This is a genomic window from Streptomyces sp. NPDC102490 (genome assembly GCF_044765285.1).
Lineage (GTDB): Bacteria > Actinomycetota > Actinomycetes > Streptomycetales > Streptomycetaceae > Streptomyces.
Genome location: NZ_JBIWJU010000012.1, coordinates 80349 through 102657 on the forward strand (window position 1 = coordinate 80349; position 22309 = coordinate 102657).

The 22309-nt window shown below is 72.1% G+C and carries 21 protein-coding genes; 7 read left to right on the top strand and 14 right to left on the bottom strand.

Annotated features, from left to right (window positions below):
* Positions 1 to 13 precede the first annotated feature (13 nt).
* Positions 14 to 838 (top strand): EI24 domain-containing protein, encoded by an 825-nt coding sequence (locus ACIRGB_RS26875; protein ID WP_403870111.1) that lies wholly within the window; start codon positions 14 to 16, stop codon positions 836 to 838.
* On the opposite strand, the gene ACIRGB_RS26880 is transcribed toward ACIRGB_RS26875, so the two are convergent.
* The 3 genes from ACIRGB_RS26880 to ACIRGB_RS26890 form a co-directional block, all read right to left on the bottom strand.
* A complete protein-coding gene (locus ACIRGB_RS26880) occupies positions 810 to 2105 on the bottom strand; it encodes a pyroglutamyl peptidase (protein WP_403870113.1) in 1296 nt (431 codons plus the stop codon). The genes ACIRGB_RS26875 and ACIRGB_RS26880 overlap by 29 nt on opposite strands.
* A 269-nt stretch (positions 2106 to 2374) precedes the next feature.
* Positions 2375 to 3349 carry an aldose epimerase family protein gene (locus ACIRGB_RS26885; RefSeq protein ID WP_403870116.1) on the bottom strand — a complete coding sequence of 325 codons (975 nt, stop codon included), beginning with the start codon at positions 3347 to 3349 and terminating at the stop codon, positions 2375 to 2377.
* 38 nt (positions 3350 to 3387) lie between these two features.
* Complete coding sequence (locus tag ACIRGB_RS26890) at positions 3388 to 4305, bottom strand: SGNH/GDSL hydrolase family protein (RefSeq protein ID WP_403870119.1); 918 nt, start codon at positions 4303 to 4305, stop codon at positions 3388 to 3390.
* Between the two features lie 258 nt (positions 4306 to 4563).
* On the opposite strand from ACIRGB_RS26890, the gene ACIRGB_RS26895 reads away from it, so the two are divergent.
* On the top strand, positions 4564 to 5058 hold the full coding sequence (locus tag ACIRGB_RS26895) for a DUF3145 domain-containing protein (RefSeq protein WP_403870122.1): 495 nt from the start codon (positions 4564 to 4566) through the stop codon (positions 5056 to 5058).
* A gap of 85 nt (positions 5059 to 5143) precedes the next feature.
* On the opposite strand, the gene ACIRGB_RS26900 is transcribed toward ACIRGB_RS26895, so the two are convergent.
* The 5 genes from ACIRGB_RS26900 to fasR all read right to left on the bottom strand — a co-directional run bounded on the left by ACIRGB_RS26900 (position 5144) and on the right by fasR (position 10200).
* Positions 5144 to 6433 carry a beta-ketoacyl-[acyl-carrier-protein] synthase family protein gene (locus tag ACIRGB_RS26900; protein ID WP_403870125.1) on the bottom strand — a complete coding sequence of 430 codons (1290 nt, stop codon included), beginning with the start codon at positions 6431 to 6433 and terminating at the stop codon, positions 5144 to 5146.
* A 109-nt stretch (positions 6434 to 6542) separates the two neighbouring features.
* The gene (locus ACIRGB_RS26905) at positions 6543 to 6791 is read right to left on the bottom strand and encodes an acyl carrier protein (protein ID WP_052842858.1); all 249 of its coding nucleotides are present in this window, start codon (positions 6789 to 6791) and stop codon (positions 6543 to 6545) included.
* Between the two features lie 103 nt (positions 6792 to 6894).
* A complete protein-coding gene (locus tag ACIRGB_RS26910; protein WP_403870128.1) occupies positions 6895 to 7962 on the bottom strand; it encodes a ketoacyl-ACP synthase III in 1068 nt (355 codons plus the stop codon).
* A 16-nt stretch (positions 7963 to 7978) separates the two neighbouring features.
* Complete coding sequence (locus tag ACIRGB_RS26915) at positions 7979 to 8905, bottom strand: ACP S-malonyltransferase (RefSeq protein ID WP_403870131.1); 927 nt, start codon at positions 8903 to 8905, stop codon at positions 7979 to 7981.
* Between the two features lie 89 nt (positions 8906 to 8994).
* Positions 8995 to 10200, bottom strand: coding sequence for a fatty acid biosynthesis transcriptional regulator FasR (gene fasR, locus ACIRGB_RS26920; protein ID WP_403870134.1), 1206 nt, complete (start codon positions 10198 to 10200; stop codon positions 8995 to 8997).
* Between the two features lie 62 nt (positions 10201 to 10262).
* Here fasR and ACIRGB_RS26925 point away from each other — a divergent pair, with 62 nt between their 5' ends.
* Positions 10263 to 10913, top strand: a complete 651-nt coding sequence (locus ACIRGB_RS26925; protein ID WP_403870695.1) for a pirin family protein — start codon at positions 10263 to 10265, stop codon at positions 10911 to 10913.
* Here ACIRGB_RS26925 and ACIRGB_RS26930 read toward each other — a convergent pair.
* Positions 10910 to 11737 (bottom strand): serine hydrolase domain-containing protein, encoded by an 828-nt coding sequence (locus ACIRGB_RS26930; protein WP_403870137.1) that lies wholly within the window; start codon positions 11735 to 11737, stop codon positions 10910 to 10912. The two genes, ACIRGB_RS26925 and ACIRGB_RS26930, sit on opposite strands and share 4 nt — an antisense overlap.
* A gap of 19 nt (positions 11738 to 11756) precedes the next feature.
* Positions 11757 to 12227 carry a GNAT family N-acetyltransferase gene (locus tag ACIRGB_RS26935; RefSeq protein WP_403870140.1) on the bottom strand — a complete coding sequence of 157 codons (471 nt, stop codon included), beginning with the start codon at positions 12225 to 12227 and terminating at the stop codon, positions 11757 to 11759.
* A gap of 96 nt (positions 12228 to 12323) precedes the next feature.
* On the opposite strand from ACIRGB_RS26935, the gene ACIRGB_RS26940 reads away from it, so the two are divergent.
* Both ACIRGB_RS26940 and ACIRGB_RS26945 read left to right on the top strand, forming a co-directional pair.
* Positions 12324 to 12821 (top strand): MerR family transcriptional regulator, encoded by a 498-nt coding sequence (locus tag ACIRGB_RS26940; RefSeq protein ID WP_403870142.1) that lies wholly within the window; start codon positions 12324 to 12326, stop codon positions 12819 to 12821.
* Positions 12818 to 13831 (top strand): aldo/keto reductase, encoded by a 1014-nt coding sequence (locus ACIRGB_RS26945; protein ID WP_403870145.1) that lies wholly within the window; start codon positions 12818 to 12820, stop codon positions 13829 to 13831. The genes ACIRGB_RS26940 and ACIRGB_RS26945 overlap by 4 nt, the downstream gene beginning before the upstream one ends.
* Before the next feature lie 106 nt (positions 13832 to 13937).
* Here ACIRGB_RS26945 and ACIRGB_RS26950 read toward each other — a convergent pair whose 3' ends face one another.
* From ACIRGB_RS26950 to ACIRGB_RS26960, 3 genes are all read right to left on the bottom strand, one after another.
* Entirely contained in the window at positions 13938 to 14813 is an 876-nt protein-coding gene (locus ACIRGB_RS26950) for a DUF4429 domain-containing protein (RefSeq protein ID WP_403870148.1), read from the bottom strand.
* A 66-nt stretch (positions 14814 to 14879) separates the two neighbouring features.
* Positions 14880 to 16100, bottom strand: a complete 1221-nt coding sequence (locus ACIRGB_RS26955; RefSeq protein ID WP_403870150.1) for an alpha/beta hydrolase family protein — start codon at positions 16098 to 16100, stop codon at positions 14880 to 14882.
* Between the two features lie 54 nt (positions 16101 to 16154).
* Positions 16155 to 16841, bottom strand: a complete 687-nt coding sequence (locus ACIRGB_RS26960) for a TetR family transcriptional regulator (protein ID WP_403870152.1) — start codon at positions 16839 to 16841, stop codon at positions 16155 to 16157.
* Between the two features lie 115 nt (positions 16842 to 16956).
* Here ACIRGB_RS26960 and ACIRGB_RS26965 point away from each other — a divergent pair, with 115 nt between their 5' ends.
* The gene (locus tag ACIRGB_RS26965; protein ID WP_403870155.1) at positions 16957 to 18567 is read left to right on the top strand and encodes an MFS transporter; all 1611 of its coding nucleotides are present in this window, start codon (positions 16957 to 16959) and stop codon (positions 18565 to 18567) included.
* 256 nt (positions 18568 to 18823) lie between these two features.
* On the top strand, positions 18824 to 19132 hold the full coding sequence (locus ACIRGB_RS26970; protein ID WP_403870158.1) for a small hydrophobic protein: 309 nt from the start codon (positions 18824 to 18826) through the stop codon (positions 19130 to 19132).
* A 122-nt stretch (positions 19133 to 19254) separates the two neighbouring features.
* Here the strand turns inward: ACIRGB_RS26970 and aceE are convergent, their stop codons facing one another.
* Complete coding sequence (gene aceE, locus ACIRGB_RS26975; RefSeq protein ID WP_403870161.1) at positions 19255 to 22011, bottom strand: pyruvate dehydrogenase (acetyl-transferring), homodimeric type; 2757 nt, start codon at positions 22009 to 22011, stop codon at positions 19255 to 19257.
* Between the last annotated feature and the right edge of the window lie 298 nt (positions 22012 to 22309).

Sequence of the window (22309 nt, forward strand, 5' to 3'; positions counted from 1 at the left end):
TAGAGTGCCGCCCATGCGTGATCTCGGGGCGGGGTTCGGCCACCTTCTCAAGGGCCAGCGGTGGGTGGCCCGGCACGGCCGGAGCTACGGCTTCGGGCTCGTCCCGGGCCTGATCACCCTGGTCCTGTACGTGGGCGTGCTGGTCGCGCTCGCGCTGTGGGGCGAGGACGTCGTCGGCTGGGCGACCCCCTTCGCCGACGACTGGTCGAGCCCCTGGCTCGGGCTCTTCCGCGGCTTCCTCACCGCCGTGCTCTTCGCCCTGGCCCTGCTCCTGGCCGTGCTCACCTTCACCGCGGTCACCCTGCTGGTCGGCCAGCCCTTCTACGAGGCCCTCTCCGAGCGCGTCGACCGGGACGTCTCCCCGGACGGCACCGCTCCCGAGTCCGGCCTGCCGCTCTGGCGCGAGCTGTGGATCTCCGGCCGCGACAGCCTGCGGATCCTGGTCCGCGCCGCGCTCTGGGGCGTGCTGCTCTTCGCGCTGGGGTTCATCCCGGTCGTCGGCCAGACCGTGGTCCCGGTGGTCGGCTTCTTCGTCACCGGCTTCTTCCTCACCGAGGAGCTGGCCGCCGTCGCCCTCCAGCGCCGCGGGGTCGAACTGCGCGACCGCCTCGCCCTGCTGCGCTCCCGCAGGATGCTGGTCTGGGGCTTCGGCACCCCGCTGGGCGTGTCCTTCCTGGTGCCGTTCGTCGCCGTGTTCCTGATGCCGGGCGCGGTCGCGGGCGCCACGCTCCTCGCCCGGGAACTGCTGGGCGAGGAGACCCGCGACGGCGCCGAGGACCGGACCGGGGACGGCCCGGCCGACCCGGCGGTCAGCCCCGCTCCGGCCCCGAGGCACTGACCGCTACGGCCACGATCGCCCGGGTCTGCGCCACGATGTCCAGCCGGTTGCGCACGAACTCCGGGTCGGTGACCGACCCGGTCGCCGGATCGGTGTTCCCGGCCCCGAATTGCAGCACCGGTGTGTGCACGTGCCCGCCCGGCAGCGTGCCGCGCAGCCCGAGCCGGTCCCGCAGCAGCGTCGCGCGGTAGGCGATCTCGTTGGAGAGGTAGTTCCCGCCGCCGCCCTCCCGGGCCGTCGAACCGGGCGTGGGCCCGTCGGGTCGTACGACCGCCTCGGTGCCTCCCGCCGGGATCTCCGTCACTCTCGTGTTGTCGTACACCGGGAAGCGGCCGGTGTCCGCGGCCGTGATCGCCGCGTACGGCAGCGTGGTCGTCGTCCACTGCGGCTGCGAGGCCGGGTCCGCCACCGGGACGGTCTCCGTGCGGGAGACGTTGTCGTTGTCCGGGAAGCCGCCCCGCCAGGCCCCGTTGGTCCGCTCCACGTCGAACCGCCCGACCCGGCCCTGGCTCACCGTGGTGAACAGGTCGACACGGGGGAGGTACGGCCGCAGCGCCCGCTCCACCGCCCCCTCGGCGAAGTCCCGCCAGCGCACCGGGAACACGGCCGTCTCCACCCGGGCGGGACCGCCCGGGGTGTCGATCACCGTGCCGTCCAGCGCGAGCGCGACGGCGCCGGACGGGTTGGAGATCCGGATGTCCCGGTCCAGCGTGAACGGGTCGAAGCCGGTGAGCAGCACCCGCTTCAGCCCCTTGCGGTGCCCGCCGTGTCCGTCGCGCGGCAGGCGCAGGTCGCGCTGGCCGCGCGAGGCGCGCTCCAGCTCCGTCAGCAGCGCGGCCCGCTGCCGCTCGCTCAGCGCGAACCCGGGCTCCCAGGTGCGCAGTTCCCGCGTCATCCCGAGCCGCGCCCAGTACAGCGGCCGGTCGTCGTCGCGGCTGAGGTCCCCGCGGGCCGGCCCGCGCCCCTGCACCCGGTCCACCGCCCGCCGCCACAGCGCCGCGCCCTCGTGCGCCACGACGGCACTCGCCTCGCGGTAGGAGTCCGCGCGCCCGAGCCCCCGGGCGAACGCCGGTGCCACCGCGGCGAATCCGGAGCGCCGCAGGATCTCCTGGGGCACGTCCCCGTCGAGCCGCCGCTCCTCGACGGTCGGTGCGGGGGCGGCGCCCGCCGGGGGAGCCGCCCCGGCCGCCGTCGCCGTCGTGGGGGCCGCGAGCCCCGCCACCAGGGCCAGTCCGAGTACGCCGATCCGAACACGTAGAGGTGCCAAGGGAGTCCAGGTCCTTCCGTCGCCGTGGGGTGCTGCCGGAACGGCGGCAGTATCGCGTGACGGAAGGGGGATGCGCCATGGCGCGTGACCGACCGACTCGTGGCCGTTTGTGAAGGGTTCGTACGAACTCCTGATCGCACACCCGATCGCGGACCGCCGGATCACCGCGGCGATTACCGTCTGACGCGGGACGCCCGCGAGCGCGTCCCCCGTGAACAGCCCCGGTCCGGGACCTGACGGCCGGGCCGGGGCTCAGCCCTCCCGGGGGCCTACCGGCGGACCGAGAAGCCGTACACCGTCTCCGAGCGGAACACCTCGCCCGGCCGCAGCACCGTGCTCGGGAAGCCGGGCCGGTTCGGGGAGTCCGGGAAGTGCTGGGTCTCCAGCGCGACGCCGTCACCGGGGGCGAAGGGCGCGCCCAGGTGGTCGGCGGTGTACAGCTGGAGCCCCGGCTCGGTCGTCGCCACCGTGAGCACCCGCCCCGACGCCGGGTCGTACAGCTCGGCGACCTCCTCGGCAGTGGCGGTCACGCCCTTGTCGAGGACGAAGTTGTGGTCGTAGCCCGAGCCGATCTTGCGCGCCCGCCGGAAGTCGAAGCGGGTGTCCGTCACGTCGTCCAGGCCGCCCGTCGGGATCAGGGCGGCGTCGACCGGCGTGATCCGGGAGGCGGCCAGCCGCAGTTCGTGCCCGCCCGTGTGCCCGGAGCCGCCCAGGTTGAAGTAGCTGTGGTTGGTCGGGTTCAGCACCGTCGGCGCGTCCGTGACCGCCTCGTACCCGATCCGCAGCGCGCCCGACCCGTCCAGCGTGTACGTCGCCGACATCTCCAGGCGCCCCGGGAAGCCCTCCTCGCCGTGCGGGGAGACCCGGCTCAGCCGGACGCCGTGGGCGACCGGTTCCACGTCCCACACGCGCTTGTCGAAGCCGCGCTCGCCGCCGTGCAGCGAGTTCGGCCCGTCGTTGAGCGCCAGCGCGTACGTCCGGTCGTCCAGCGGGAAGCGCCCGCCCGCGATCCGGTTGGCGTACCGCCCGACCAGCGCGCCGAAGTAGGGCTCCGGGTGCGTCAGATAGCCGTCCAGGTCCGCGAACCCCAGCACCACGTCGGCGGTGTCGCCGTCCCGGTCCGGGACCTCGGCCGACTGCACGATCCCGCCGTACGACAGGACCCGTACCCGTACGCCGGCCCGCTCCAGGGTCCAGCGGTGTACCGGGGTGCCGTCGGACAGGGTGCCGAAGAGTTCGCTCATGGGCGGAACTCTAGGACACGCCCAGGTCAGCGGCCGGGTCAGGGACTCTTCGCGGTGACCGCGCGGTAGGCGATCTCCGCCAGCCGCGCCTGGCCGTCCACGCTCGGGTGGAACCAGTCCCAGTGGCTCAACTGGTCCGTGCCGAACCGGTACGCGTGCACCGCGCCGTCGTCGGTGCGGCACCGCCGGTCCTTCGCGCAGACCTCCCGCAGCACCTCGTTGTAGTCCTCCACCCGGTCCCGCACCGTGTTGCGCCGCAGGGTCGCCGCCGCGTCCATGGAGTCCGCGTCGCCCAGCATCGACGGGCACAGGCCCAGCTTCCACACCTGCTTGCCCAGCGCGTTGGTGCGCCCCTGGGACCACAGCCGCTTCAGGTCCGGGATGCTCGACACGTACACCTGCGCCTTGGGGAGCTTCGCGCGCAGGGTGGCCATCGCCTCCTGGAACTGGGCCCGGAAGTCCGCCACCGGCGTCATCGCCGAGGTCGTGGACCGGCACGCGTCGTTCGCCCCGGCCATCACCGCCACCAGCTCCGGCTCGCGCCGCGCCGCCCGCGTCACCTGAGCGGTCAGATCCGCCATCCGGGCCCCGGTCACCGCGTAGTTCCAGCTGTGCCCGGCCGCGTCCGCCTTCCCCAGCAGCCGTACGGCGAGCGAGTCGACCTTCGCACTGCTGCCGGTCGCCCACGACACCTCCGGGCAGTCCGACAGCACCGCGCAGGCGTCGAAGCCGCGCGTGATGGAGTCGCCCACGGCGGCGACGGACGCCGGGCTCGGGTCCCAGGCGGGCGCCGTCCTCGTCCGCTTCGACGGGCTGCCGGACGGAGCGGGGGAGTCGCCGCCCGCCGCGTCACAGCCCGCCGCACCCGCGCCCAGGACGGCGGCGGTCAGCACGGCGAGCGCGGCACGCGCCCGGCGGCGCCCGTACCGCGTCCCCTGCTCCGTCCCTCGCCCCATACCGGTCCCACCCCTCGCCTCGTGCCTCCACCGTGCTCAACCCATGACACCGCGCGAGGGTTCCCGACGCCGGCGATGCAACGTCTCACACCCGTACAAGCGTCCTGCCGGGTGAATGGCGGAGGTTTGTCGGCGGCGGGACCGACGGTACGTCACACTCCTTGCCCCGTCGCACGGTAGCCTCGCCATCAACGTGGCCCGCCCGGTCACGGCCGTTCCACCCCGTTCCGAGATGTCCCGCTCAGCCCGGAGGTTCCGGTGACGACACGTGGAGTCCTGTACGTGCACTCCGCGCCGCGCGCGCTGTGCCCGCACGTCGAGTGGGCCATCGCCGGGGTGCTCGGCACCCGCGTCGGCCTGGACTGGATCCGACAGCCCGCCGCGCCCGGCACCTGGCGCTCGGAGTTCTCCTGGCAGGGACAGCCCGGCATCGCCTCCAAGCTCGCCTCCGCACTGCGCGGCTGGCAACTGCTGCGCTTCGAGGTCACCGCGGAACCCTCCACGAACGCCGAGGGCGAGCGCTACAGCTGCACCCCGGACCTCGGCATCTTCCACGCCGTCACCGGCATGCACGGCGACATCATGATCCCCGAGGACCGGCTGCGCGCCGCCCTGGTCCGCTCCCAGCGCGGCGAGACGGACCTCGAGTCGGACCTCGCCAAGCTCCTCGGCAAGCCCTGGGACGACGAGCTGGAGCCCTTCCGCCACGCGGGCGAGGGCGCCCCGGTCCGCTGGCTGCACCAGGTGGTGTGACGCCCCGCCCCACCCGGCCCGCGCACACGTGAAGAGGGCCCCCACCGTCCGGTGGGGGCCCTCTTCACGCGCGTACGGCGGTCGCTCAGACCGACCGGAACGCGAGCACCACGTTGTGGCCGCCGAAGCCGAACGAGTCGTTCAGCGCGGCGATACGGCCCTCGACCGGCAGCTTCCGGGCCTCGCCGCGGACGATGTCCGCGTTGGCCTCGGCCTCCGGGTCGAGGTTCTCCACGTTGATGGTCGGCGGCGCCACCCGGTGGTACAGCGCGAGCACGGTCGCCACCGACTCCACGCCGCCCGCGCCACCGAGGAGGTGACCGGTCATCGACTTGGTGGCGGAGACCGCCATGTGGTCGACGTCGTCGCCGAGGACCTTGCGCAGCGCCTTCAGCTCGGCGATGTCACCGGCCGGCGTCGAGGTGGCGTGCGCGTTGACGTGCACGATCTCCGCCGGGTCCAGGTCGTTGCGGTCCAGCAGGTTCTGGAGCGCGGCGGAGATGCCGCGGCCCTCCGGCTCCGGCTGCACGATGTCGTGGCTGTCGGCGGAGACGCCCTGGCCGACCGCCTCCGCGTAGACGCGGGCGCCGCGCGCGGCGGCGTGCTCGGCGGACTCCAGGACCAGGACGCCGGCGCCCTCACCGAGGACGAAGCCGTCGCGCGCCGTGTCGAAGGGGCGCGAGGCACCCTGCGGGTCGTCGTTGTTCTTGGACATCGCCATCATGTTGCCGAACGCGGCGATGGGCAGCGGGTGGATCGCAGCCTCCGTGCCACCCGCGACGACGACGTCGGCGCGGCCGGTGCGGATCATCTCGATGGCGTAGCCGATGGCCTCGGCGCCCGAGGCGCAGGCCGAGACCGGGGTGTGCACGCCCGCGCGGGCGCCCACGGCCAGGCCCACGTTGGCCGAGGGGCCGTTCGGCATCAGCATGGGGACGGTGTGCGGGGAGACGCGGCGGACGCCCTTCTCCTTCAGCACGTCGTACTGGTCGAGCAGCGTGGTCACGCCGCCGATGCCGGAGGCGATGACCGCGCCGAGCCGGTCGGGGTCGACGTGGGCCGCGCCGTCCTCGGCGGGGCTCTCGCCCGCCTTGCCGACGTACCCGGCGTCCTTCCACGCCTCCTGCGCCGCGATCAGCGCGAACTGCGCCGAGCGGTCCAGGCGGCGGGCCTGCGGCCGCGGGATGACCTCGGAGGGGTCGACGGCGGCGGGCGCGGCGATGCGGACCGCCTGGTCGGCGGCCCACTCCTGCTCCAGGGGCTTGGCTCCGGACGTGCCGGCGACCAGGCCCTCCCAGGTCGAGGCTGCGTCGCCACCCAGCGGTGTGGTTGCGCCGATACCGGTGACGACCACGGTGCGATTGGTCGAGCTCACGGGAATTCTTTCTCCAACGGGATACGGATTCGTACGGCGCCACCGCCGGGTGGCGGGGCAGTCTGCCCGGATCTGCCCGATACTCGGGGTGTGCCCGAGTATCGGAAGATCAGGCCTGGTGGTCGAGGATGTACTTCGTCGCGTCGCCGACGGTCTTGAGGTTCTTGACGTCCTCGTCCGGGATCTTGACGTCGAAGCGCTCTTCGGCGGCGACGACGACCTCGACCATGGACAGCGAGTCGACGTCCAGGTCGTCGGTGAAGGACTTGTCCAGCTGGACGTCCTCAACCGGGATGCCGGCGATCTCGTTCACGATCTCCGCGAGACCGGCGACGATCTCTTCCTGAGTGGCGGCCATGATGGCGCTCCTTCTTTGTTGTCCAGAGGGTGTGGCGGCCCGCCGCGTCGGCGGCGGGTGTTGCTGCTCTCCGTTCCGGACCGCGTGATCCGGCACGGAGTGCCTAGGGGAGGGTAACGACCGTCGCGGCGTAGACGAGACCCGCCCCGAAGCCGATGACGAGCGCGGTGTCGCCGCTCTTCGCGTCGCCGGTCGCCAGGAGCCGCTCCATGGCGAGCGGAATCGAGGCGGCCGAGGTGTTGCCGGTGGTGCGGATGTCACGGGCGACCGTGACGTGCTCCGGCAGCTTCAGTGTCTTCACCATCGAGTCGATGATCCGCACGTTGGCCTGGTGCGGGATGAAGACGTCCAGGTCGTCCGGGCTGATCCCGGCCGCGTCCAGCGCCTGCTGCGCGACCTTCGCCATCTCGAACACGGCCCAGCGGAACACCGCCTGGCCCTCCTGCGTGATCGCAGGAAACTTGACGTTGCCCGCGGAGTCGACGGGCAGTTCGGAGACGTCGCCGGTGGGGGTCCCCCCGCCGGAGCGGAGCCGGAGGTGGGGGAGGAAGCGGTCCCAGGGGACCGTCTGCTTGATCGTTTCGGCCTTGTCGCCCTCCGAGCCCCAGACCGTCGGACCGATCGCCGGCTCCTGGGACGGGCCGACCACCACCGCGCCGGCCCCGTCGCCGAACAGGAAGGCCGTGGCCCGGTCCTCCAGGTCGGTCAGGTCCGAGAGCCGCTCCACGCCGATGACCAGCACGTACTCGGCCGAGCCCTCGACGATCATGCCCTTGGCCAGGGTCAGGCCGTAGCCGAAGCCCGCGCAGCCCGCCGAGATGTCGAAGGCCGCGGCCCTGTCCGTGCCGAGCCGGTCGGCGATCTCGGTGGCGATGGCCGGGGTCTGGCTGAAGTGCGACACGGTCGAGACGACCACGGCGCCGATCCGGGAGGCGTCGATCCCGGCGTCCGCGAGCGCCTTGCCGGACGCCTCCACGGACATCGCGGCGACGGTCTCCTCGGGACCGGCCCAGTGCCGGGTCTCGATGCCGGAGCGCGAGCGGATCCACTCGTCGGACGAGTCGATCTTCTCGAGGATCACCTCGTTCGGCACCACCCGGGTCGGACGGTATCCGCCGACGCCGAGGATGCGCGCGTACGGGGCGCCCTTGCTGGGCTTGATCTTCGACATGCTCTCGCGCTCCTTGTCAGGCCTGGGTGTGCTCGGCGACGAGCTCGCGGGCCGCGTCGAGGTCGGCGGGGGTCTTCAGGGCCAGCGTCCGCACGCCGGGCAGCGCCCGCTTGGCCAGCCCGGTCAGCGTGCCGCCCGGACACACCTCGATGACCGCGGTGACGCCCAGTTCCTTGAACGTCTCCATGCACAGGTCCCAGCGCACCGGGTTGGCGACCTGGCCGACGAGCCGGTCCAGCACCTCGGTGCCGGCGGCGACGGTCCGGCCGTCCTTGTTGGAGACGTACGTCACCTTCGGGTCGGCCGGCGTCAGGGCCTTCGCGGCCTCGGCGAGGCTGTCCACCGCGGCCGCCATGTGGTGCGTGTGGAAGGCACCGGCCACCTTCAGCGGCACGACCTTGCGGACGCCCTCGGGCTTGTCCTCGCTCAGCGCGGCCAGCTGCGCCATGGTGCCGGCCGCCACGATCTGACCGGCGCCGTTCACGTTCGCCGGGGTCAGGCCGAGCTTCTCCAGGTGCGCGACGCTCACCTCGGGGTCGCCGCCGAGCAGCGCCGACATGCCGGTCTCGGTCACCGCGGCGGCCTCGGCCATGGCCAGACCACGGCGGCGTACGAGGGTCAGCGCGGCGGTGTCGTCGAGGACGCCCGCGAAGACGGCCGCGGTGATCTCGCCGACGCTGTGGCCCGCGACCGCGCCGGGCGCGATGTCGGAGATGTCACCGAGTGCCGCGGCGGAGAGGATTCCGGCGGCGACCAGCAGCGGCTGGGCCACGGACGTGTCTCGGATCTCGTCCGCGTCGGCCTTGGTGCCGAAGTGGGCGAGATCGAGTCCGATGGCGTCGGACCACGCGGCGACGCGGTCCGCGGCGCCGGGGAGGGCGAGCCAGTCAGTCAGGAAGCCGGGCGTCTGGGCACCCTGGCCGGGAGCGACGAGTACGAGCACTCTCACACTCTCTCTTGAGGACGGCCACGACCGCCCGTGGGGACAGGGACGAAGAACAGGGGCGGGTTTTGTGGACCCTGCACAAAATCCTAGGACTGCGGATCTCCGTCGGCGAGACGCCCCAGGATGAGCGCGATCCGCAGTGTGAACGCAGACCGTACATCAGAGGGCGACCATCCGGTGACGTCAGTCACACGTCGGAGCCGGTAGCGCACGGTGTTCGGGTGAACGAAGAGCATCCGGGCGGCACCCTCCAGACTGCTCGCCTGTTCGAGATAGACGCTGAGCGTCTCCAGGAGCGCCGCCCCCGCCTCCTCCAGCGGTCTGTAGATCTCCTCCACCAGTTGCTCACGGGCCGAGGGGTCCGAGGCGATCGCGCGCTCGGGCAGCAGATCGTCGGCGAGCACCGGGCGCGGCGCGTCCTGCCAGGCGGTGCACGCCTTGAGCCCGGCTGCGGCGGCCTGGGCTGACCGGGTCGCGGCCTGCAAATCCGGCACCACGGGCCCGGCGACGACCGGCCCCTGGGCAAACGGCCCGATCAGCGACTTCGCCACCGCCAGCGGGTCGTTGCGGCCTCCCGCGATCACCACCAGGCGGTCCCCGAGCACCCCGGTCAGCACCTGGAGCTTGGCGTGCCGGGCCGCCCGCCGGATGGCCTCCACGGTCAGCTCGGAGTCCCCGTCGGGAGCGGTGCCCAGCACGACGCACACGTGCTCCGGCGAGTTCCAGCCGAGGGCGGCGGCCCGCGACACGGCCCCCTCGTCGGCCTCCCCGCTGAGCACGGCGTTCACCACCAGCGACTCCAGGCGCGCGTCCCAGGCACCGCGTGCCTCGGCGGCCTGCGCGTACACCTGGGCGGTCGCGAAGGCGATCTCCCGCGCGTACACGAGCAGCGCCTCGCGCAGCACCGACTCGTCACCGGGGGCGGCGACCTCGTCGATCGCGGACTCCATCACCTCGATGGTGGTCCGCACCATCTCCACGGTCTGCCGCAGCGTGATCGCCCGGGTCAGCTCGCGCGGCGCGGTGCCGAACACGTCGGTGGAGATGGCCTGGGGCGCGTCCGGCCGCCGGAACCACTCGGTGAACGCGGCGATGCCGGCCTGGGCGACCAGCCCGATCCAGGAACGGTTCTCCGGTGGCATCGCCCGGTACCACGGCAGCGTCTCGTCCATGCGCGCGATGGCCTGCGCGGCGAGCGATCCGGAGGACTGCTCCAGCCGCTTGAGCGTCGCGGTGTGCGAGTGGGCGGGCTGGGCGGGGGCGTCGGGCTTGCCGGTTTCGGGTTCGGGCACGGGGACAAGACTGCCTTATCGGGCCGGGCGGGTGTGCCGCCGGGGCTACGGTGAACGACGTGATGGACGTACGCCGCGCCGACGAGCGCTACCCCGGGGGCGACGAGGCCGCGGGCATCGTCTCCCGCCACGCCTTCTCCTTCGGGCCCCACTACGACCCCGACAACCTCCGCTTCGGCGCCCTGCTCGCCTGCAACGAGGAGCGCCTCGCACCCGGCGCCGGCTTCGACGAGCACCCGCACAGCCACACCGAGATCGTCACCTGGGTCGTGGAGGGCGAGCTGACCCACCGCGACAGCGCGGGCCACGAGACGGTGGTGCGCGCCGGTGACGTGCAACGCCTCAGCGCGGCGGGCGGTGTCCGCCACGTCGAACGCAACGACGCCGCCGTCCCGCTGACCTTCGTCCAGATGTGGCTGGCCCCGCGCGAGCCCGGCGGCGACCCCGGCTACGAGATCGTCCGCGGCATCGCCGACTCCACCCCGTACGCCGTCCCGGAGGCGGGCGCGATGCTCCACGTGCGGCGCCTGGCCGCGGGGGAGCGGACCGCGGTGCCGGACGGGGCGTACCTGTACGTCCACGTCGTGCGCGGCGAGGTACGCGTCGGCGACGCGGAACTGGGCGCGGGCGACGCGGCCCGCGTCACGGACGCCGAAGGGGTGGAGGCGGTGGCGGTGACGCGGGCCGAGGTGCTGCTGTGGGAGATGGCCTAGGACCGGCTCCGTGCCTCGGCCAGCACCGCGTCCGTGAAGGGCGGCCACGCCTCGACCGCCCACGGTCCGAAGGCGCGGTCGGTGAGGGCCACGCAGGCCAGGGCGGCGTCCGGGTCGATCCACAGGAACGTGCCGGACTGGCCGAAGTGGCCGAAGGCGCGCGGGGAGGACGAGGCGCCGGTCCAGTGCGGGGACTTGCCGTCGCGGATCTCGAAGCCGAGGCCCCAGTCGTTGGGGTTCTGGTGGCCGTAGCCCGGCAGGACGCCCTTCGTGCCCGGGTACTGGACCGTCATCGCCTCCGCGACCGTGCGCGGGTCCAGCAGCCGGGGCGCCTGCACCTCGGCGGCGAAGCGGAGCAGGTCCTCGACGGTGGAGACACCGTCCTTCGCCGGGGAGCCGTCCAGCGAGGTGTGCGCCATGCCCAGCGGCTCCAGCACCGCCTGCCGCGCGTACTCGGCGAACGGCATGTCCGCCGCCTTCGCGATGTGGTCGCCGAGCTGCTCGAAACCGGCGTTGGAGTACAGCCGGCGCTCCCCGGGCGCGGAGGTCACCCGGTGCTCGTCGAAGGCGAGCCCCGAGGTGTGCGCGAGCAGGTGGCGGACCGTCGCCCCGGGCGGCCCGGCGGGCTCGTCCAGCTCGATCGCGCCCTCCTCGTACGCCACCAGCGCCGCGTAGGCGGCCAGCGGCTTGGTGACCGAGGCGAGCGGGAAGCGGTGCGCGACGGGGCCGTGGGTGCCGAGGGCCGTGCCGTCGGCCCGTACGACGCCCGCCGCCGCGGTGGGGACCGGCCAGTTCTCGATCGACGCGAGGCTGTTCAAGGACATGGCGTCGAGCCTAAGCGGCTCAGAGGTGCAGCCGCATCGAGGGGGTCGCGTCGTGCGTGAAGCCCATCGACGCGTACAGGGGCTCGGCGTCGGGGGAGGCCGTGAGCATGACGTGCCCGGCGCCGCGCTCGCGGAACCACTCCAGCAGCTCGTCCATGCACGCGCGCGCGTACCCGCGGCGCCGGGCGTCCGGGTCGGTGGCGACGCTGAAGACGTAGCCGATCAGGCCGTTCGCCGGACGGCCCGGCCCGCCGATCCGGTACTCCAGCGTCCCCACCACCAGCGCCGCCAGCGCGTCCGGCCGCTCCGGGTGGTCGACCACGAACGCCGCGAAGCTCCCGTCCGGGTCCGCCAGTCTGGTCCGCAGGGCGGGCAGGGACTCCGCCTGCCAGTCGGTGGAAGCACCGGGGTCCATGGAATCGATCATCACCTGTCGCAGGCGGAGCACTTCCTGCGCGTCTTCGACCACGGCACGGCGTACGAGGCTCATGCCCGCACGCTAGCGACCCGCCGGATCGCGTGTCCCGTGGATTTCCCGCCGGACGCGCTTGCTTGGAGTGCACTCCAAGGTCATAGCGTTGAGGTCATGACGGTGATGCAGACCACGGCCGGGACCCTCGGTCCGAACGCCACCAGCAACGCCACGAGAACGGACATCTGCTCCGCCCCGCCCCGGCGCCACCCGCGCCCCGACGGGCAGGACCGCTACACCATCAGCGAGGTCGTCGCCTTCACCGGCCTGACGGCCCACACGCTGCGCTGGTACGAGCGGATCGGCCTGATGTCCCACATCGACCGCTCGCACACCGGGCAGCGCCGCTACAGCAACCGCGACCTGGACTGGCTCGACTTCGTCGGCAAACTGCGCATGACCGGCATGCCGGTCGCCGACATGGTGCGGTACGCGGAGCTGGTGCGCGAGGGCGAGAGCACCTACCTGGACCGACGGGAACTGCTGGAGTCCACCCGGCGCGACGTACTGACGCGGATCGCCGAACTCCAGGACACCGTCGCCGTACTCGACCGCAAGATCAGTTTCTACGGGGACGCCGGACGTTCCCGTGACACGGAGGGCACCGGATGACCGACAGCAGCATGCCGACGGCCCGGCTCGGCACGGACGGCCCGGAGGTGGGCGCGCAGGGCCTCGGCTGCATGGGCATGAGCTTCGCCTACGGACCGGCGGACGCCGACGCCTCCCGGGCGACCCTGGAACGGGCGCTGGAGCTGGGCGTGACGCTGTACGACACGGCGGACGTCTACGGGCTCGGCGACAACGAACGGTTCCTCGCGCCGTTCCTGCGGGCGCACCGCGACGAGGTCGTGCTCGCGACCAAGTTCGCCCTCTCGCTGGACCACGTCGACCCGACGAAGCGGACGATCCGCAACGACCCGCCGTACGTACGCCAGTGCGTCGAGGCGAGCCTCGAACGCCTCGGGGTCGACGTGATCGACCTCTACTACATGCACCGGCGCGACGTGAAGGTGCCGATCGAGGAGACCGTCGGCGCCATGGCCGAGTTGGTGCGGGAGGGCAAGGTCAAGCATCTCGGCCTGAGCGAGGTCACCGCCGAGGAGCTGCGGGCGGCGCACGCCGTCCACCCGATCGCGGCCGTGCAGTCGGAGTGGTCGCTGTTCAGCCGGGACATCGAAGCGGGCGTGGTGCCCGCCGCCGCCGAGCTGGGCGTCGCCCTGGTGCCGTACTCACCGCTGGGCCGAGGCTTCCTCACCGGCTCGGTCACCAGTACCGACGGGCTGGCCGACGACGACTTCCGGCGCCAGCAGCCCCGCTTCACCGGCGACAACGCGGCGGCCAACGCGGCGCTCCTCGCCCCGGTCCGCGCCGTGGCCGAGGCGCACGACGCCACCCTCGGGCAGATCGCCCTGGCCTGGGTCCACCAGCGCGCCCGGGTCCACGGCCTCCCGGTGGTCCCGATCCCGGGCACCCGGAAGCCGACGCGGGTGGCGGAGAACACGGCGGCGGCCGGGATCGTCCTGACGGACGACGAGCTGGCGTCGCTGGAGCCGATCGCGGAGAAGGTGGCGGGCGACCGCTACGCGGACATGACGTTCACGTCAGCCGGCCGGGAGTAGCACAGCACCCCAGGGCGCGGGGCTGCATCGATGTGCGGCTCCGCCGCGCGGGCGCGACCAGCCACATCGGCGCCGCACCGGAAAACGAAACAGAACCCGGCAGACGCTAAAGCTCCGCCAGCAACTCCGCCTTCTTCGAAGAGAACTCCTCGTCCGTCACCAGCCCCTGCTGGTGCAGCTCGCCCAGGTGCCGTATCCGCTCGGCGATGTCCGCGGGGTCACGACGGGGGGCCGGCACCGGAACCGGCACCGGGGTGCTCGCGCCCCGTTCCCGCACCGCCGCCAGCACCGCCGCGGCGAACGGCAGCGACTCGTGCACCGGCCCGTACCCGAGCCCGAACACGACCGCCGCCGGGTCCTGGTCCGCCTGCGGGACGGCCGGCGCCGCACCGCCGGCCGAGGCGTCGATGTCGCGCGGCAGCAGCCGCAGGTACCCCTCGAACAGCTCGGGGGAGCGCCACTCCACCCCGCCCAGGCCGGCGACCGGGAAGCTCTGGTCGCCGGCCTTCCACTTCGCCGAGGACGCGCCCGTCCAGGACCACCGGAAGGACACCGCCTTCCCGTCGAAGGACGCCTTCCCGTCGTACGCCTTGAACTGCAAGGGCGCCTCGGGCGCGGCCACCAGGTAGCGCTCGGTCTTGCCGGACTCGGTCAGCAGTCCCCGCAGCTCGTCGGCGTAGTACTCCGCGAGCGTCTCCCGTTCGGCGGGCAGCACCAGCCGGTAGGGGTCGCCGCTCTCCTTCAGCTGTCCGGCCGCCGCCTCGATCAGCGGATCGGCACCCGCGCGCGGTTCGACGCGCAGCACGACGGTGCCGCGCCTGCCGGGTGTGAGCGTCACGCCCTCGATCGCCTCCAGGGGCACACGACGCTCCCCCAGGGCCTGGAACAGCTTGGGTGTTCGAATCCCCCGTTCGTAACGGATGAGCACGGAGTCGGACTCGAACTCCCAGGCGGCATGAAATCCGGCCAGTACGTCACCCATGCGGCTCATCGTATGCGGCACGAGCCTTCCCGTCCCCTCCCCGTGCAAACCGGAGTTTCTGCGCCTCTACGCGCGTCCGGCCGCCGTCGCCGCGGACAAATCCGCCCGGCATGTGTCGTCTTCGGCGGCGCAGGAGACCGTGCGGTACGCGCCAACCCCGATCCCCGCGAAGTTCCGCAGGCTGTCCGTGCCGGGCACGAAGTAGCCGCCGTGCCCCCGGGCGTCCCGCGCGGACAGCACCCGCGCCCCGAAGTCGGCGGACACCGGGTCGGCGCCGTGCCCGAGGCCGCCGACCTCCAGATACGGCACGTCCTGGATCCAGTCGTCGGCGTCCCGCATCGCCCACACCCGGGCGGAGGTGTCCAGGCGGGAGGCGTTCTCGGCACGCATGCCGGGACTGCCGGCCACCGCTATGTCGCTCACCCGGCCGGGCAGCCGGTCGGCGGCGAGGCCGCACACCACCGAACCGTAGCTGTGGCAGAAGAGGGATACGGGGGCCTTGCCGGGCAGCGCGCGCAGCAGCGCGTTCAGCCGTACGGCCCCGTGCGCGGCGCGGTTCGCGGTGGCCGCCTCCATGCCGAGGCCGCTGGGGGAGGTGTAGTCGGCCCAGGCGATCACGGCCGTGTCGGTGCGCGGCCCGGCCGCGCGCTCGGCCGCGTACAGCGACTCGGCCATGCCGACCGGCGCCGCGTACTTCTTGCGGTCGGTGCGCTGGAAGGTGAGCAGCTCGGTGTCCACGCCGGGCACGACCACGGACACCCGGTCGGCGCGGTTCAGGTCGCCGAACACCTCGGCGACCTTGCCCGAGCCCGCCGGGTCGAAGGCGAGGATGTGCCGGCCGGGGTCGAGCAGCGACTCGTAGTTGCGCATCCGCCGGCCGGCCTCGCGCTGCCCGGCCGGGGACAGGTGCTCGTCGTGCATACGGGCGCGCTCGACCGACCGCGCCTGCTGGAGCGCGGAGCGGTTGGCGAGGTAGCGCAGCCGGACGGGGGCGCCGTTCATGTTGCCGACGGCCAGCGGATACCGGTGGGCCAGGCTGGTGCGCTGCCCTGTGGTGAGCGAGGCGAAGAAGCGGGCCAGCCGGGCCGGCGCCGCCTGGGCGTCGGGCAGCCGCCGTCCGTCGATCCGGCCGTGCTCCCAGGCCGTGACCGACGCTTCGAGTGCCGTGGGGTGCCGCTGGTTGCGCAGGGCGGTCCAGCCGGTGGTCGCCAGCATCACGAACACCACGGCCAGGGCGAGCAGTGCGCGCCAGACGTTCAGCTGCGGGGAGGTGTCGAAGGAAGTCACTGGGAGGACACACTAGGAGAACGGGACGGTCTCGCGTGAATCCAGTGACACGGATCACGTTTCGGAGCGCTGCCAGTCCCCGGTGAGCGCGGGCGCCACCTGGTCGAGGTAGGCGGCCGTCAGGTCCCGCAGGGCCGCCAGACCGGCGTCGTCGCGTGCCGACCAGATCCGTTCGGTCACCCGCATCACCGCGCCGAAGACGGCCACGACCACCCGGGGCCGCGGGTCCGTCTCCAGGTCGAGCCCCTCGCGGGCCGCGACGACGCGGGCGATCTGCTCCTCCAGCTCCGTCGCGCGCCGCAGATGGGCGGCGAGCAGCGCGGGCGTCGACTCGATGACCCGGTAGAAGCGCATGTGCAGCTCCAGCGGGACCAGCTGCTCGACCGCCTCGCCGATGGTGTCCCAGCTCTCCGTGAGCGCCAGGCGCAGCGCGTCCAGGGGCGCCTCCTCGGGCGGGCGGGCGAGCACGGCCTCGACGAAGTGCGACTCCGCGAGCCGTGCCACGAAGAACGCCGCGTCCTCCTTGGAGGCGAAGTAGCGGAAGAAGGTGCGCTGCGAGACGTCGGCGGCCTCGGCGATGTCGTCGACGGTCGTCTCCTCGTAACCGCGCTCGGTGAACAGTTCGAGGGCGGAGCGCAGCAGCAGGTCCCGGGTGCGCTGCTTCTTGAGTTCACGCAGGCCGGGGCGGGAAGCCGCGGGTGCCGCGGTCTCCGAGGGCGGCGGTGTGCCGGCCACCTTCAAAAGTTCTCTCCTTCATACGGTTTGCGCAGTTCAGGCTATACGGGGGAGGTCCTGTCAGTTACTGACTCGTGAATTGGTTTGTCAACTGTCAGCGACTGTCATTAGCCTCGGCGGTATGACTAGTCAGACCACCGTCGACAAGCCGGGACCGGGTGGCGGCACCCCGGCGGGTTCAGCGCCCGCCAAGGGATGGCGCGGCCATCCGTGGGTCACCCTCGTCACCGTCGCGGTCGGGGTCATGATGGTGGCCCTGGACGGCACCATCGTGGCGATCGCCAACCCGGCCATCGGCAAGGACCTGGGCGCCAGCTGGTCCGAGCTGCAATGGATCACCAACGCCTACTTCCTCGCGCTCGCGGTCTCCCTGATCACCGCGGGCAAGCTCGGTGACCGCTTCGGTCACCGGCAGACCTTCCTCATCGGTGTGGCGGGCTTCGCCGCCTCCTCCGGCGCCATCGGACTGTCCGACAGCATCGCGACGGTCATCGTCTTCCGGGTCTTCCAGGGCCTGTTCGGCGCGCTGCTGATGCCGGCCGCGCTCGGCCTGCTGCGGGCCACCTTCCCGGCCGAGAAGCTCAACATGGCCATCGGCATCTGGGGCATGGTCATCGGTGCCTCCACCGCGGGCGGCCCGATCCTGGGCGGGGTGCTGGTCGAGCACGTCAGCTGGCAGTCGGTGTTCTTCATCAACGTGCCGGTCGGTGTCCTCGCCGTGGTGCTCGGCGTGCTGATCCTGCTGGACCACCGGGCCGAGAACGCGCCGCGCTCCTTCGACATCCTCGGCATCGTGCTGCTGTCGGCCTCGATGTTCGCTCTCGTCTGGGCGCTCATCAAGGCACCCGAGTGGGGCTGGGGCTCCGGCCAGACCTGGCTGTACATCGGCGGGTCGGTGGTGGGCTTCGCCCTGTTCGCCGCGTGGGAGACCAGGGTGAGGGAGCCGCTGATCCCGCTGGCGATGTTCCGCTCGGTGCCGCTGTCGGCCGGTGTGGTCCTGATGGTCCTGATGGCCATCGCCTTCCTGGGCGGCCTGTTCTTCGTCACCTTCTACCTCCAGAACGTGCACGGCATGAGCCCGGTCGACGCCGGCCTGCACCTGCTGCCGCTCACGGCGATGATGATCGTCGCCTCGCCGCTCGCCGGCGCGATGATCACCAAGGTCGGCCCCCGCATCCCGCTGGTGGGCGGCATGGCGTGCACCGCGATCGCCATGTACGGCATGTCCACCCTGGAGACGGACACCGGCAGCCTGGCGATGTCCGTCTGGTTCGCGCTGCTCGGCCTCGGTCTGGCGCCGGTCATGGTGGGTGCCACCGAGGTCATCGTGGGCAACGCGCCCATGGAGCTGTCGGGTGTCGCGGGGGGCCTCCAGCAGGCGGCGATGCAGATCGGCGGCAGCCTGGGCACGGCGGTCCTGGGCGCCGTGATGGCTTCCAAGGTCGACAACGACCTGGCGGGCAACTGGGCCGACGCGGGCCTGCCCGAACTCACCCCGGCGCAGCAGGAGCTGACGGGCCAGGCCGTGCAGCAGGGCATCGCACCGGTACCCGAGGGCACTCCGGCCCAGGTCGCCGAGAAGATCGCGGGCGTCGCCCACGACACCTTCATCTCCGGCATGAGCCTCGCCTCGCTCGTCGCCGCCGGGGTCGCGGTCGTGGCGGTGTTCGTCGCCCTGCTCACCAAGCGGGGCGACAACGCGGAGGCGGGCGCCGGCGTCGGACACATCTGAGCCGCGCCCCTGAGGCCCACGGGCCCGCGCGTTCCCGGCCGCGTCACCCTGGTTCGTCCATCAGGGTGACGCGGCCCGCGAACTCTCCCCTCCGCCGGACACCGCAGGTCACAGTGGGTCAAGTCCTCCGCAGGGCATGGAGGACGAGAGGCTGCGGCGTGCCGCCGGAGGGGGGCGGCGCGCAGGCAGCACGTTCGAAGCAGGCATGACACGCCGCACGGGGGTACCCGAACTCCACGAAGAGTTCAGGGAGTTGATGATGACGAGCTTCGGACAGGGATCGCGCAGGCACCCCCGCTCACGTGGCCGGACGTGGTCACGGACCGGGCCGGACGGCGCGACCCTCGCGATCGTCGGCGTCGTCTGCGCGGTCGCCGGCTTCTTCGCACTGGGCATCGTCCTCGGTCCCGCGGCGATCGTCTGCGGCTGGCTCGCGATGGGCCGCAGCTGGGCGGGGCCCCACCCGGTCCCGGCCGTGGTCGCCCTGGCCCTGGGCGCCATCGACACGCTCCTGGCACTCATCGGGCTCATCGGAGCGACGACTCCGGGCTACGGCGTGTTCTAGCACCGTACGGCGGCATCACCTGTCGCCCGGATGTTCCCCACCCCCGCCCTTCGAGGACGGGGGTGAGCCATGTGCCGTGGACGGCACCGGCCGCCGTGGGACACGGCGGCCGGCAGCACGCCCTACGCGTCCCCGCCGGCCACCCCCGGGTCCGCCGCCGCCACGTCGAGCAGCCGGTACCGGTCGATCGCCTGCTTCAGCGCCGACCGGTCGACCTTCCCCTCCCGCGCCAGCTCGCTCAGCACGCCCACCACGATCGACTCCGCGTCGATGTGGAAGAACCGCCGCGCCGCGCCCCGGGTGTCCGCGAAGCCCCAGCCGTCCGCGCCCAGCGACTGGTACGTCCCCGGCACCCAGCGCGCGATCTGGTCCGGCACCGACCGCATCCAGTCGGACACCGCCACGAACGGCCCCTGCGCGCCCGCCAGCTTGCGGGTCACGTACGGGACCCGCTGCTCCTCCTCGGGGTGCAGCAGGTTGTGCTCCTCGCAGGCCACCGCCTCGCGCCGCAGCTCGTTCCAGGAGGTGGCCGACCAGACGTCGGCACGCACGTTCCACTCCTCGGCGAGGATGCGCTGCGCCTCCACGGCCCACGGCACCGCGACGCCCGACGCCATGATCTGCGCCGGGATCGAGCCGCCCGTGCCCTCGCTGAAGCGGTACACGCCCTTGAGGATGCCCTCGACGTCCACGTTCTCGGGCTCGGCCGGGTGCCGGATGGGCTCGTTGTAGACGGTGAGGTAGTAGAAGACGTCCTCGCCGTGCGGGTGCCGCTCGTCCCCGCCGTACATCCGGCGCAGCCCGTCCTTGACGATGTGCGCGATCTCGAACCCGAAGGCGGGGTCGTACGCCACGCACGCCGGGTTGGTCGAGGCCAGCAACTGCGAGTGGCCGTCCGCGTGCTGGAGACCCTCACCGGTCAGCGTCGTACGGCCCGCGGTCGCGCCCAGTACGAAACCGCGCGCCAACTGGTCGCCCATCTGCCAGAACTGGTCGCCGGTGCGCTGGAAACCGAACATCGAGTAGAAGACGTACACCGGGATGAGCGGCTCGCCGTGCGTGGCGTACGCCGAGCCCGCCGCGATCAGCGAGGCCGTGCAGCCGGCCTCGGAGATGCCGTCGTGCAGCATCTGCCCGTTCGGCGCCTCCTTGTAGGCGAGCAGCAGATCGCGGTCCACCGACTCGTACTGCTGCCCGAGCGGGTTGTAGATCTTCGCGCTCGGGAAGAACGAGTCCATGCCGAAGGTCCGGTACTCGTCCGGCGCGATCAGCACGAACCGCTTGCCGATCTCCTTGTCCCGCATGAGGTCCTTCAGCAGCCGCACAAAGGCCATGGTCGTCGCGATGGACTGCTGACCTGAGCCCTTCTTCACGGTCGCGTACGTCTTGTCGTCCGGCAGGGGGAGCGGCTTCGCGCGGACCACCCGGGTCGGCACGTACCCGCCGCAGGCCCGGCGCCGGTCGTGCATGTACTGCATCTCCTCGGTGTCCCGGCCCGGGTGGTAGTACGGCGGCGGGCCGGACTCCAGCTCCTTGTCGGAGATCGGCAGGTGCAGCCGGTCGCGGAAGCGCTTGAGGTCGTCGACCGTCAGCTTCTTCATCTGGTGCGTGGCGTTGCGGCCCTCGAAGTTGGGGCCCAGCGTCCAGCCCTTGATCGTCTTGGCCAGGATGACCGTCGGCTGGCCCTTGTGCTCGAGGGCCGCCTTGTACGCCGCGTAGATCTTGCGGTGGTCGTGGCCGCCACGGCCCAGGTGCAGGATCTGGTCGTCGGTCATGTTCTCGACCATCGCGCGCAGCCGGTGGTCGTCACCGAAGAAGTGGTCGCGGATGTAGGCCCCGGACTCGGTGGCGTACGTCTGGAACTGGCCGTCCGGGGTCGTGTTCATGCGGTTGACCAGGACGCCGTCGCGGTCCTGGGCCAGCAGCGGGTCCCAGGTGCGGTCCCAGACCAGCTTGATCACGTTCCAGCCGGCCCCCCGGAAGATCGACTCCAGCTCCTGGATGATCTTGCCGTTGCCGCGCACCGGGCCGTCCAGGCGCTGGAGGTTGCAGTTGACCACGAAGGTCAGGTTGTCCAGGCCCTCCCGGGCGGCGATGGACAGCTGCCCCAGCGACTCCGGCTCGTCCATCTCGCCGTCGCCGAGGAAGGCCCACACGTGCGACGCGGAGGTGTCCGCGATCCCGCGCGCGTGCATGTAGCGGTTCATCCGGGCCTGGAAGATCGCGCCGATCGGGCCGAGGCCCATGGAGACCGTCGGGAACTCCCAGAAGTCCGGCATCGACCGCGGATGCGGGTACGAGGACAGCGCGTGCGGCGCCCTGGACTTCTCCTGGCGGAAGCCGTCGAGGTGCTCCTCGCTGAGCCGGTCCAGCAGATACGCGCGCGCGTAGATGCCCGGTGAGGCGTGTCCCTGGAAGAAGACCTGGTCGCCGCCGTCGCCCTCGTCCTTGCCCCGGAAGAAGTGGTTGAAGCCCACGTCGTACAGCGAGGCGGAGGAGGCGAAGGTCGCGATGTGACCGCCGACGCCGATGCCGGGCCGCTGCGCGCGCGAGACCATCACCGCCGCGTTCCAGCGGGTGGCGTTGAGGATCTTGCGCTCGATCTCCTCGTTGCCCGGGAAGAACGGCTCGCTCTTGGTCGGGATGGTGTTGACGTAGTCCGTGCTGCGCATCTCGGGCACGGCCACGCGCTTCTCGCGGGCCCGCTCGATCAGCCGCAGCATCAGGTACCGGGCACGCTCCCGGCCGCGCTCGTCGACGGCGGCGTCGAGGGAGTCGAGCCACTCCTGGGTCTCCTCGGGATCGAAGTCAGGTACCTGACTCGGAAGGCCGCCAATGATGATCGGACTGCGATCACTGCGATCGGATGCGGAAGCCACGCTGTTCCTTCGCTGTCAGAGGGCCGATTTTCCGGTTGTTTTCCGGGGTTTGTTTCCGGGTTCTTTCCGGGTTTCTGCGCCGGTTCCCCCGCCGGTTCCCCATCGTGTACCTCGCGGGGGCCGTCGTCATCTGTACCGTGGGGTAACCGGTCCTCCCGTGAGGGCCGGGGGTACGTTCATTCGAGTCTCGTACCCACCCATGGTTCCCAAATACGCAAACGGGGCAGATAGGTGTGGTGTACGTCACCTTCGGGCTGGACGGCATGGCTGGAGTTGCGACGACACGGCCGGGATCGTC